The 11,220-nt window shown below is 60.3% G+C and carries 11 protein-coding genes; 8 read left to right on the forward strand and 3 right to left on the reverse strand.

Annotated elements, in window-relative coordinates; translation table 11 throughout:
- The first annotated feature begins 65 nt into the window (after positions 1-65).
- Positions 66-479 (forward strand): hypothetical protein, encoded by a 414-nt coding sequence (locus tag K1567_RS14500; RefSeq protein ID WP_034111372.1) that lies wholly within the window; start codon positions 66-68, stop codon positions 477-479.
- Between the two features lie 44 nt (positions 480-523).
- Here K1567_RS14500 and gabP read toward each other — a convergent pair whose 3' ends face one another.
- The gene (gene gabP, locus K1567_RS14505) at positions 524-1,915 is read right to left on the reverse strand and encodes a GABA permease (protein WP_034095426.1); all 1,392 of its coding nucleotides are present in this window, start codon (positions 1,913-1,915) and stop codon (positions 524-526) included.
- A 552-nt stretch (positions 1,916-2,467) separates the two neighbouring features.
- On the opposite strand from gabP, the gene K1567_RS14510 reads away from it, so the two are divergent.
- The 5 genes from K1567_RS14510 to K1567_RS14530 all read left to right on the forward strand — a co-directional run bounded on the left by K1567_RS14510 (position 2,468) and on the right by K1567_RS14530 (position 6,679).
- Positions 2,468-3,241, forward strand: coding sequence for an ABC transporter ATP-binding protein (locus K1567_RS14510; protein ID WP_034095425.1), 774 nt, complete (start codon positions 2,468-2,470; stop codon positions 3,239-3,241).
- 13 nt (positions 3,242-3,254) lie between these two features.
- A complete protein-coding gene (locus K1567_RS14515; RefSeq protein WP_034095424.1) occupies positions 3,255-4,016 on the forward strand; it encodes a transporter substrate-binding domain-containing protein in 762 nt (253 codons plus the stop codon).
- 71 nt (positions 4,017-4,087) lie between these two features.
- Positions 4,088-4,783, forward strand: a complete 696-nt coding sequence (locus K1567_RS14520; protein ID WP_034095423.1) for an ABC transporter permease — start codon at positions 4,088-4,090, stop codon at positions 4,781-4,783.
- A 38-nt stretch (positions 4,784-4,821) separates the two neighbouring features.
- Positions 4,822-5,511, forward strand: a complete 690-nt coding sequence (locus tag K1567_RS14525; protein ID WP_169867941.1) for an ABC transporter permease — start codon at positions 4,822-4,824, stop codon at positions 5,509-5,511.
- The gene (locus K1567_RS14530; RefSeq protein ID WP_220698591.1) at positions 5,492-6,679 is read left to right on the forward strand and encodes a methyltransferase; all 1,188 of its coding nucleotides are present in this window, start codon (positions 5,492-5,494) and stop codon (positions 6,677-6,679) included. The genes K1567_RS14525 and K1567_RS14530 overlap by 20 nt, the downstream gene beginning before the upstream one ends.
- A 239-nt stretch (positions 6,680-6,918) precedes the next feature.
- On the opposite strand, the gene bcsQ is transcribed toward K1567_RS14530, so the two are convergent.
- A complete protein-coding gene (gene bcsQ / locus K1567_RS14535; RefSeq protein ID WP_034111370.1) occupies positions 6,919-7,878 on the reverse strand; it encodes a cellulose biosynthesis protein BcsQ in 960 nt (319 codons plus the stop codon).
- A gap of 290 nt (positions 7,879-8,168) precedes the next feature.
- Here bcsQ and lapG point away from each other — a divergent pair, with 290 nt between their 5' ends.
- Together lapG and lapD are read left to right on the forward strand one after the other, a co-directional pair.
- Positions 8,169-8,861, forward strand: coding sequence for a cysteine protease LapG (gene lapG / locus K1567_RS14540; protein ID WP_047881464.1), 693 nt, complete (start codon positions 8,169-8,171; stop codon positions 8,859-8,861).
- Between the two features lie 11 nt (positions 8,862-8,872).
- Positions 8,873-10,819: a cyclic di-GMP receptor LapD gene (lapD, locus tag K1567_RS14545; RefSeq protein WP_220698592.1), complete on the forward strand. Its 1,947-nt coding sequence runs from the start codon at positions 8,873-8,875 to the stop codon at positions 10,817-10,819.
- A gap of 48 nt (positions 10,820-10,867) precedes the next feature.
- On the opposite strand, the gene K1567_RS14550 is transcribed toward lapD, so the two are convergent.
- Complete coding sequence (locus K1567_RS14550; RefSeq protein WP_034095418.1) at positions 10,868-11,206, reverse strand: hypothetical protein; 339 nt, start codon at positions 11,204-11,206, stop codon at positions 10,868-10,870.
- Between the last annotated feature and the right edge of the window lie 14 nt (positions 11,207-11,220).

The raw sequence follows: 11,220 nt of genomic DNA on the forward strand, positions 1-11,220 counted from the left end.
TTGGGATTTGCGCCAACCTGCGCTTCAATACCCAACCCAGATCCTGACCCCAAGGACGTGAGCCCATGGCCTCGCCGAACAAGCAGCAAAAACGTGCCCATCGGGCGAAGGCCAAGGCCAAGCAGAACCGCACCCAGCGCGCGGTCGCGACTAAGCCGGATGCGTTCGCCGGCGATGACAGCCGTATCGATTTGGAGTCGGTGGATTTAACAGAGCTGTTCGTGGAGATGCGCGTTGCCGGCGAGATCAGTCAGCAAGCGCTGTGCGCCGCATTCCTGGCCCACCCGCTGCTCGCGCTGGTACTTGAGCAGGAAGGCGAAGAAGAGGCTACCGACTTTATCCTGGCGGCACTGATCGAATATCGGCAGTGGGCCACGGACAGCGACGATGAAGCCGCCGCATTGGCGTGGATCGAATCGCCGCAGTTTCAAGCGGACTACGTTGCCGCCTCCCAAGCCCTTACCAACTCGCAAGACTGACAAAAAATGGGAGGGGCTTGCCCCCTCCCACATTGAGATGGCGATCAGTTAAGCACCGCCGCCCCTACTCTCTGAGCCTTGCGCCGGCTCGACACCATCAACCCCGCCGCCACTACCAGCAGGCTCAGGATGCCCGTCGCGATGATCTCCACGCGATGCGCTTCCTGGAACAGCATGATGGTCAACGTGCCCACGATGAACACCATCACCGCGTAGGTCAGGCCGGGGAACAGCCACATCTTGAAGACAATCTTCTCGCCTGCCGCCATGCGTTTCTGACGCATGCGCAGTTGCGACACCGCGATCACCAGATACACCAGCAGTGCGATTGCACCGGAGCTGGCCAGCAGGAATTCGAACACTGCCGCCGGGGCCACGTAGTTGGCGAACACCGCCAGGAACGCTGCGCCAGTGGACAGCATCACCGCCCAGTAAGGCGTGCCGCTCTTGTTGGTGCGCTTGGACACAGCCGGGGCATCGCCGCGACGCCCGAGGGAAAACAGCATGCGCGACGCGGTGTACAGCGCCGAGTTCAAGCAGCTGGTCACGGCCACCAGGACCACCAGGTCGACGATCAGCTTGGCATTCGGAATGCCCATGCGTTCCAGCACGGTCTGGTAGGAACCTACCGCCGCCAGGGTCGGATCATTCCATGGCACCAGGGAGACGACGATGAAGATCGACAACAGGTAGAACAAGCCGATACGCCAGATCACCGAATTGGTGGCCTTGGTGATCTGCTGGCCTGGGTTCTTCGACTCGGCCGCAGCGATGGTGACGATTTCGGTGCCCATAAACGAGAACATGGTGGTCAGGATCGCAGCCAACACTGCGCCCATGCCGTTCGGCATAAAGCCTTGGGTGTCGAACAGGTGCGAAACGCCGCTGACCTGACTGGTCGGCAGGAAACCGAAAATCGCCGCCAGCCCGAGGATCACAAACCCAACGATGGCCACGACTTTGATCAGCGCGAACCAGAACTCGAACTCGCCGTAGTTCTTCACACTGAACAGGTTGGTGGCGGTCAGCAGCAGTGTGATCACCAGCGTGAACGCCCAGATCGCCACATCGGGGAACCAGGCATGCAGGATAGTGGCGGCCGCGTTGGCTTCCAATGGAATCACCAGCACCCAGAACCACCAGTACAGCCAGCCGATGGTAAAGCCGGCCCAGTGGCCAATCGCACGGTCGGCGTAAGTGGAGAACGAACCGGTATCCGGTGAAGCCACGGCCATTTCGGCCAGCATGCGCATCACCAGCACCACCAACGTACCCGCAGCGGCATAAGCCAGCAGCACCGCAGGGCCGGCAGCAGCGATCGCGTGGCCGGAGCCGACAAACAGGCCGGCGCCGATAACACCGGCAATCGACAGCATGGTGACGTGACGCGGTTTGAGCCCCTGTTCGAGGTCATTGGAGCTTTGCGTACTACTCATTGACACACCTTTGCGAGGAATTGCGAAAACGGTCCGCCCGACCTGGGATCCTCCTCGTGAAAAGAAACCAACAGGGCGTTCTTTATTTTTTACGCAAGATTTGCGCCAAAATGTTACAAAGCCGCAATTGACGCGGGCTGTAGGACTTTTCCACAGCGCACGCAAGTCATTGAGAACAATGGCATTCCGCTATAGCGTTACCGTCCGACTCACTATTCAGGCCGATACGCGCACCAAAAACACACACACAAAATAAGTAACGCCCCATAAAAGCGCCGATAGCGACCGTTTGCCCGTTTAACCCTTCCAACACCTGGCCAAAGCTGGCACCATCGCGCCCTTTTTGACGCGAAGCCTGCGGCTTTCCGGGTTCAAACGCTTGTTCGGTTGTTGACGGCGCGACACGTCGCTGTGCCGATGCGACACCCTGCCGCATGCCGCCCGCTTACCGCCCGCCGCGCTGTTGGCTGCCATCCGGACGCTATGCTAGCTTGGCGCCTCGCCAGGAAGGCGGCCCAACAGCAGGCACGCAGAACACAATGAGGACCCCCCATGGCCGAGGCCACGCCCGCGCTTGAAATCCGCAACTTGCATAAACGTTATGGTGAGCTGGAGGTACTCAAAGGTATCTCGCTGACCGCTCGCGACGGCGATGTGATCTCGATCCTGGGTTCCTCCGGTTCCGGCAAGTCGACTTTCCTGCGCTGCATCAACCTGCTGGAGAACCCTCATCAGGGCCAGATCCTGGTGGCGGGTGAAGAACTCAAACTCAAAGCCGCGAAGAACGGCGAGCTGATGGCCGCCGACGGCAAGCAGATCAACCGCCTGCGCAGCGAAATCGGTTTTGTGTTTCAAAACTTTAATCTATGGCCGCACATGAGCATCCTCGACAACATCATCGAGGCGCCCCGCCGTGTGCTGGGCCAGAGCAAGGCCGAAGCCATCGAAGTGGCCGAAGCGCTGCTGGCCAAGGTCGGCATCGCCGATAAGCGCCACGCCTACCCGGCACAATTGTCCGGCGGCCAGCAACAACGCGCCGCCATCGCCCGCACCCTGGCGATGCAGCCCAAAGTCATCCTGTTCGACGAGCCCACTTCCGCCCTTGACCCGGAAATGGTTCAGGAAGTACTTAGTGTGATCCGCGCGCTGGCCGAAGAAGGTCGCACCATGCTGCTGGTCACCCACGAAATGGGCTTTGCCCGTCAGGTGTCCAGTGAGGTGGTGTTCCTTCACCAAGGCCTGATCGAGGAGCAAGGATCGCCACAGCAGGTATTTGAAAACCCGCTTTCGGCGCGCTGCAAACAATTCATGTCCAGCAACCGCTAACGGAGCAACATGCATGCAGAACTATAAAAAGTTCCTTTTGGCCGCCGCCGTCACGATGGCGTTCAGCGCCTCGGCCATGGCAGAAACCTTGATAATGGGGATTGAAGCGGCCTACCCGCCGTTCAATAACAAAGACGCCAGCGGTAACGTCGTTGGCTTCGACAAAGATATCGGCGACGCCCTGTGCGCCAAGATGAAAGTCGAGAAGTGCGAAGTGTATGTGTCCGACTGGGACGGCATCATCCCGGCCCTGAACGCCAAGAAATTCGACTTCCTGGTGTCCTCGCTGTCGATCACCGACGAACGCAAGCAGGCCGTCGACTTCACCGATCCTTACTACTCCAACAAGCTGCAGTTCATCGCGCCCAAGACCACCGACTTCAAGACAGACAAGACTTATCTCAGCGGCAAGACCATCGGTGCCCAACGCGCAACACTCGCTGGCACCTGGCTGGACGACCGCAATATGGAAGATGACTACAACGTCAAGATCAGCCTTTATGACACTCAGGAAAACGCCTATCTCGACCTGATCTCCGGGCGTGTCGATGGCATTCTGGCGGATAAGTACGTGCAGTATGAGTGGCTCAAAAGCAAAGACGGCTCCAACTTTGAATTCAAAGGTGAGCCTGTCGTGGAAAGCGACAAGATCGGTATCGCCGTACGCAAAGGCGACCCACTGCGCGAGCGCCTGAACAAAGCCCTGGCGGAGATCAAGGCTGACGGCACCTACAAGAAAATCAACGACAAGTACTTCCCGTTCAGCATCGAATGACCTGAACGCCTGCCCGGCGCGCTCCCCCGAGCGCGTCGGTCCTGAGCTTTACCTTACGAAACGACTAAACCATGAATTTCGACCTTTACGGATTCGGCCCCGCGCTCGCCGCCGGCGCGCTGATGACCGTCAAACTGGCACTCACGGCCCTGTGCCTGGGGCTGGTGCTCGGCCTGGCCGGCGCCCTGGCCAAAACATCCCCGTACAAGCCGCTGCAATGGCTTGGCGGTGCTTACTCCACCGTGGTCCGTGGTATCCCGGAACTGCTGTGGGTACTGCTGATTTACTTCGGCACGGTCAACATGATGCGTGCCCTGGGTGAGTTTTTCGGTAACCCCGACCTGTCTCTCAGCGCCTTTGCCGCCGGGGTCATTGCCCTGGGCCTGTGCTTCGGCGCCTACGCCACGGAAGTATTCCGCGGCGCGATCCTCGCCATTCCCAAAGGCCACCGCGAAGCGGGCGTGGCATTGGGGCTTTCGAAGTTTCGGATCTTCACCCGCCTGATCATGCCGCAGATGTGGCGCATCGCCCTGCCGGGCCTGGGCAACCTGTTTATGATCCTGATGAAAGACACCGCCCTGGTGTCGGTGATCGGCCTGGAAGAAATCATGCGCCACGCGCAGATCGGCGTCACGGTGACCAAACAACCGTTCACCTTCTTTATGGTTGCGGCGTTCATGTACCTGGGGCTCACCGTCCTGGCGATGACCACCATGCACTTCCTGGAAAAACGCGCCGCCCGCGGCTTTGCGAGGAGCACCCAATGAGCGGCGACTACAGCTGGCTGGCGCATTTCGACCTGGGCCTGAACTGGGCCGTGATCATCAAGTGGCTGCCCAAACTGGCCCAGGGCGCCATCCTCACCCTGGAACTGGTGGCCATTGCGGTCATTGCCGGGCTGCTGCTGGCGATTCCTTTGGGCATCGCCCGCTCGTCGCGCCGCTGGTACGTGAGCGCCCTGCCCTACGCCTATATTTTCTTCTTCCGTGGCACGCCGCTGCTGGTGCAGCTGTTCCTGGTCTACTACGGCCTGGCGCAATTCGATGCGGTGCGTAACAGCTTTATGTGGCCATACCTGCGCGATCCGTTCTGGTGCGCCACCGCCACCATGACCCTGCACACCGCCGCCTATATCGCCGAGATCCTGCGCGGGGCGATCCAGGCCATCCCACCGGGCGAAATCGAAGCCGCCCGCGCCCTGGGCATGTCCAAGCCAAAGACGCTGTTCTATATCATCCTGCCCCGCGCCTCGCGCATCGGCTTGCCGGCGTACAGCAACGAAGTGATCCTGATGCTCAAGGCCAGCGCCCTGGCGAGTACGGTGACCCTGCTGGAACTGACCGGCATGGCGCGAACCATCATTGCCCGAACCTACCTGCCGGTGGAGATCTTCTTCGCTGCCGGCCTGTTCTACCTGTTGATGGCCTACATCCTGGTGCGCGGCTTCAAACTGCTGGAACGCTGGCTGCGCGTCGATGCCTGCCAGGGACGTTAAGGCGCACTTCCAGGCACTGGATGCCTTCCTGATCGAGCACCAAGGGCTGTGGAAACCACGGCCCTTCACTCATCGCCAATTGGCCTGGGAATCACGACATCCAGAGCTGGCACACTGGTTGCGCCAGCGCTCGCTGGATGACGCCGAAGCCAGCCACAACGCCCCCTATGACCTCCCGGCGCCCGCGCCTTTTGCACAACTTTCCGCACAGGCGCGTCAGCTCAGTGCTGTGGATAAGTTGCCGACGCAGCCCCTGCCGCCCGCGCGCCATCGCTTGAATGTCGATGTGCCGGGCCGCAAGTGGCAGCAAATCGAAGCCTTCGGCGCCGCCCTGTCGTTTGCGCAAGCCCCCACGCACTGGCTGGATTGGTGTGCCGGCAAGGGCCACCTGGGCCGCCGGCTGCTGCAAACCGCGCAACAGCTGACCTGCCTCGAATACGACCCGGCACTGATCGCCGCAGGCCAGGCCCTGAGTGACCACCATGGCTTGGCCGCGACCCATCGCCTGCAAGACGTCATGGCGGGCGTCACCCTCAGCGCCGAACACACCCCCGTCGCCCTGCACGCCTGTGGTGACCTGCATGTGCGCCTGCTGCAACTGGCCAGTGCACAAGGCTGCAAACAGCTGGCCCTGGCGCCCTGCTGTTACAACCGCATCAGCGCATCGACCTATCAACCACTGTCCGAGGCAGGCCGCGCTTCAACGTTGCAACTGTCGGTCGAAGACCTCGGCCTGCCGCTCAGCGAAACCGTCACTGCCGGCAAACGCGTACGCCAGCAACGGGACACATCCATGGCCCGCCGCCTGGGCTTCGATCAACTGCAACGGCAGCTACGGGGTTGCGATGAGTACCTGCCCACCCCTTCACTGCCGACCGCGTGGCTGAGCGTACCGTTCGCCGACTACTGCCAAGCGTTGGCAAACCTGAAAGGTTTATCCACAGGCGAGCAGGATTGGGCCGCGCTGGAGGCCTATAGCTGGGCTCGCTTGGCCGAGGTGAGAAACCTGGAACTGGTACGTGGTCTGTTTCGGCGACCGCTGGAGATATGGCTGGTGCTGGATCGTGCGCTGTTTCTGACCGAACAAGGCTACCGCGTTGAACTGGGCAGCTTCTGCGACGCCGCACTGACGCCGCGCAACTTGATGGTGCTTGCCGAGCGCGATTAAGAGGCAAATTGACGCAGTGCGGCCTGTGGATAACTCTGTTGATGGTTTCTTTACGAAGCCTTTAATCATCTAGCTCGCAGGCCAAAACCCGAGCTGTTCATTTTTTGTTCACAAAATAAAATGCACGTAAAACAGGCAGTTAAGCCCAGATGAGAACCGCTCCGCAAAAAGAGTGTTTCTTAATGGCGCATCCAACCGATTGTGCATAAGCCTCTGACGATTAGCCTCTAAACCACGCTTTACGCGGTTCGCTTACGCGCAATCAATAAGCGGCAAAGCTCATTGATATCCGCACCTGCCTGACTGGACGCCACGTTATCCAGCGGGTCGGTGGCAAACGCCAGGGCTTGGCTGATCAGCGCGTCATCATGTACGACCGCCAACGCGTCAGCCTGGCGACGCAGCGTAAAGGCTTCCAGCATTTCCCGGTTAAACGCCGATTGGTCATCCACTTGATTGATCACGAAATGGCAACGGGGCGGGCGCGCACGCTCAAGGTAGGGCGCCAGCAGTGCGTCCAACTGGTCCTGGGTGCCGAGGCAGGCGGCGTTAGGTTGAGCGATGACCAACACAATATCGGCCACGTTCAGGGCTTGATGCAGATAAACGTTGTTACCCGCGGGGGTATCGATGATCACCGTGTGAGCTTCGCTCAGCCCCATGACCGACAGGTGCTCGGCCAACCAAGTGGGCTCGCGCGTAAGCCAGCGTTGCAGGCCCTCCTTCTGGCGGCTGTCGGTGTCGCCGAATGGGATCACCTGAGAGCCGGCGAACCCCGCTTGCAAGGCGCCGGCCCACGGCGCATTGAGCAAACTGCTGCGCCCCACACCGGGGCGCTGATGATCGACGCCGAAGTGCTGGCGCAGCGCATTCTGCGGGTCCAGATCCACGGCCACCACCGCCTCACCCAAGCGTTGCAACCCGCTGCTCAATGCCGTGACCAGCGTGCTACGACCTACGCCGCCGTTGATCGAGACCACCGCCACCACAGTGGCACGCAGCGGCACGGGTTCGGCCTGCGCGGACGGTTGATTGCCGTGAGCCCCATGAGGACGAACGAGCGAGCCATCTTCACGGTTTACCCGGGTGCCATCATCAAATGGAATGCTGCCGAAAAAGTGCAACCGAGCGTTTTTGCCCTTTGGGTCACGGGAAACGCTGTTGCCGAACAGGGCAAATAGATCATCGGTGCGGCTCATGGCCGGGCTCCTTCGCAACGCCATCGGAAGACGTGGAAGGTCGGCCCATCAAGGCTTCCCATACGTGTTCATATTGGCGTGTTTATTGGCTGCATTCTGTGTCAGCCCCGATGAAGTGTCATTATTTTGATCAAAAATCCACCGCCCTTTCAGACGAGCGGAAAACTGCCAATTTACTGACGAAAAATACCGTCATTTGATAGGCGGTGATTTCATCGTGCCATTGTTTTTTACCCGCCATCCCCGCACCATTGCGGCAACTTCCCGGCTGTACGTTTTGGATAAGCGCAGTGGCGATACGCTTTAAATTCCCTCGGTTCCTCTACGGCCTCGCCATCGCGGTGGTGCTGGGCGGCGGACTGCTGGGCGATTTACTCGCCGATTGGGATTTCAGCCAGATCAGCCGTAAAGCCGAAGCGCTCTACGGCCCCCTCGGCCCCGGTCGACAGCGCATTGATGCCTGGCAACAGCTACTGGCCACAGAAAAGCAGGTCAGCGAGAGCGAACAACTCAAAGTGGTTAACTTGTTCTTCAATCGTCAGCTGCATTACGAAGAAGATATCGACCTGTGGCACGAGGTGGATTATTGGGCGACGCCCATTCAATCCTTGTGGAAAGGCGCCGGCGACTGCGAAGACTACGCCATCGCCAAATACTTCAGCCTGCGTCATTTGGGCGTACCGGCCGAGAAGCTGCGCATAACCTACGTCAAGGCTCTGCGCCAGAATCGTGCACATATGGTGCTGACCTACTATTCAAGCCCCGAGGCCATGCCCTTGGTACTGGACAGCCTGATGGACCCGATTCTGCCGGCCAGCCAACGGCCGGACCTGCTGCCGGTTTACGCCTTCAACGGTGAAGGGCTGTGGCTGACCGGCGCGACGGGCAACAAAAAAGTCGGCGATACCAAGCGTCTGTCGCGTTGGCAGGATGTATTGAAGAAAATGACCGCTGAAGGGTTTCCGACCGGTTCGGATAATTAACAGGAGCTACGATGTCACTGTTCAAACAATTGCTGATCGCTATCTGCGTGTTCCTGGTGGTCGCGTTCAGCGGTAGCTTCTTCGTCAGCCTGGAAAGCTCGCGTACCCAGTACGTCAACCAACTGCGCTCCCACGCTCAGGACGCGGCCACCGCGCTGGCGCTGTCGTTGACGCCGAACATCGATGACCCGGCGATGACCGAGCTGATGGTCAGTTCGATCTTCGACAGCGGCTACTACGCCAGCATCCGCGTGGTGGACCTGAGCACCAACCAAGTGCTGGTAGAGCGCGCCGCCGAGCCGGACGCCAGCAGCGTCCCGGCGTGGTTCGTGAAGATGATCGGCTTGGCGCCGGCCGGCGGCGATGCGATCGTCAGCCGTGGCTGGCAGCAGGCGGCGCGGGTCGAGGTGGTCAGCCATCCAATGTTTGCCTTGGCCAAGCTGTGGCAGAGCGCATTGGGCAGCCTGGGCTGGCTGCTGCTCTGCGGCGCCGTGAGCGCGGTACTGGGCGCCCTGTTGCTGCGGCGTCAATTGAAGCCGCTGGATTATATGGTCGAGCAGTCCCATGCCATCGCCCGCCGTGAATTCCTGAGCCTGCCCGATCTGCCCCGCACTCCTGAGCTGCGCCGGGTGGTGCAGGCCATGAATCAGATGGTGGAGAAGCTCAAGGCGCTGTTCCGTGAGCAGACCGAACGCAGCGAGAAACTGCGGGTGGAGTCCTACCAGGACAGCCTCACGGGCCTGGCCAACCGTCGTTATTTTGAAATGCAGCTGCAATCGCGCGTCAGCAACCTTGAGGAAGCCAGTTCGGGTTACCTGCTGATGTTGCGGGTCAACGACCTGAGCGGCCTCAACCAACGCTTGGGCGGGCAACGCACTGACCAACTGCTGCAGGCCGTCAGTCAGCAACTGGTGCGCACCTGCGCCAAGTACCCGGAAACCCAGAACCTGATCACCCGCAGCCGTGGCGGCGAGTTCGCGGTGCTCGCCCCAGGGCTGGTGCGCGATGAAGCGTTGCAGCTGGCCCAGGCCCTGGAAGGCACCCTGCAAAGCCTTTACGAAACGGGAGCCACCGATATGCCGATCGTGGCTTACATCGGGCTGGCACCGTACAAACCGGGCGATGCCTCGGCAGACCTGCTAATGCTGGCCGACCAGGCACTGGCCCAGGCCGAAGCCGGTACAGGCCAGACTTGGGTGTGCCTGGAACACCAGACCCAAGGCACCGTCAGCGACGATCACCACAGCTGGCACACCTTGCTCGACGACGCCCTGACCCAAGGGCGCTTCCGGTTGTTTTTCCAGCCGGTGGTGAGCAGCAGCGATACCCAACAGGTCCTGCATTACAAAGTGTTGTCACGCTTGCTCGACCCACAGGGCCAGACCATCGCGGCGGGCCACTTCCTACCGTGGCTGGAGCGCTTCGGTTGGACTGCACGCCTTGACCAATTGATGGTTGATCTGGTGATCAAGCACTTGACCCAGCACAGCCCATCGGTGGCGTTGAACCTGTCGGCCGCTACCCTGAACGACCCACAGGCACTGGAGCGCGTCTTCGAACGCCTGGCTCAAAACCCCGCCCTGGGGCCGCGCCTGACCCTGGAAATCGGTGAAGAACAAGTGCCCGAGCAGTCGCAGCTGGAGCGCCTGACCCGACGCTTGCGCAGCCTGGGCTTCAGCCTTGGCCTGCAGCGTTTCGGCGGGCGTTTCAGCATGATCGGCAACCTGGCGAACCTGGGCCTGGCGTACCTGAAAATCGACGGCAGCTACATCCGTGCCATCGACCAGGAAAGCCACAAGCGCTTTTTTATCGAAGCCATCCAGCGCGCCGCCCACAGCATCGATTTGCCGTTGATTGCCGAACGTGTGGAAACCGAGGGTGAGCTACAGGTGATTCGCGAGATGGGGATTGAAGGGGTACAAGGCCAACTGGTGGGTGAACCGGCGCCCTGGAAGTAGAACGTCCTCGCCTCCTTGACGGTCATGCCGTGAAGGAGGTGGGGCGGCTCAGATCAAGCCGGTTTCATCGTCATTGATCAGCTCGCTCAACCCGCCCAATGCTGCCCGGGCCTGGGTACGTTCGAGGAACTTGGCCTGCGCGGCGGGCGGCAAGTCCGTGATGCTCATGACGTTCTTGGTGATCAGAACCTGGATCAAGTCGTCCAGCACCCGAATCATCTCAAAGTCACTTTGCTTGAGCTGCTTGAGGCTGTTGTCGACCACATCGTCGGCAAACCACGCCTGTATCTCATGATGGTCGGCCGGTAGCGTCTCGGTGGCCTCGGCATAGGCCTGGGCCTCGACACGGATCAAAGCGTTGTTTTGATCGCGTTGCACGTAGAACATCAACGTTCTCCCAA

The organism is Pseudomonas sp. S5F11 (assembly GCF_019641515.1).
Classification (GTDB): Bacteria; Pseudomonadota; Gammaproteobacteria; order Pseudomonadales; family Pseudomonadaceae; genus Aquipseudomonas; species Aquipseudomonas rhodesiae.

Bases quoted from the DNA above. Each gene is read 5' to 3' on its own strand.
- gabP (WP_034095426.1), bottom strand. From the start codon at position 1,915: ATGAGTAGTACGCAAAGCTCCAATGACCTCGAACAGGGGCTCAAACCG.
- lapD (WP_220698592.1), top strand. From the start codon at position 8,873: ATGTCACTGTTCAAACAATTGCTGATCGCTATCTGCGTGTTCCTGGTG.
- K1567_RS14500 (WP_034111372.1), top strand. From the start codon at position 66: ATGGCCTCGCCGAACAAGCAGCAAAAACGTGCCCATCGGGCGAAGGCC.
- K1567_RS14515 (WP_034095424.1), top strand. From the start codon at position 3,255: ATGCAGAACTATAAAAAGTTCCTTTTGGCCGCCGCCGTCACGATGGCG.
- K1567_RS14520 (WP_034095423.1), top strand. From the start codon at position 4,088: ATGAATTTCGACCTTTACGGATTCGGCCCCGCGCTCGCCGCCGGCGCG.
- K1567_RS14510 (WP_034095425.1), top strand. From the start codon at position 2,468: ATGGCCGAGGCCACGCCCGCGCTTGAAATCCGCAACTTGCATAAACGT.
- K1567_RS14530 (WP_220698591.1), top strand. From the start codon at position 5,492: ATGCCTGCCAGGGACGTTAAGGCGCACTTCCAGGCACTGGATGCCTTC.
- bcsQ (WP_034111370.1), bottom strand. From the start codon at position 7,878: ATGAGCCGCACCGATGATCTATTTGCCCTGTTCGGCAACAGCGTTTCC.
- K1567_RS14550 (WP_034095418.1), bottom strand. From the start codon at position 11,206: ATGTTCTACGTGCAACGCGATCAAAACAACGCTTTGATCCGTGTCGAG.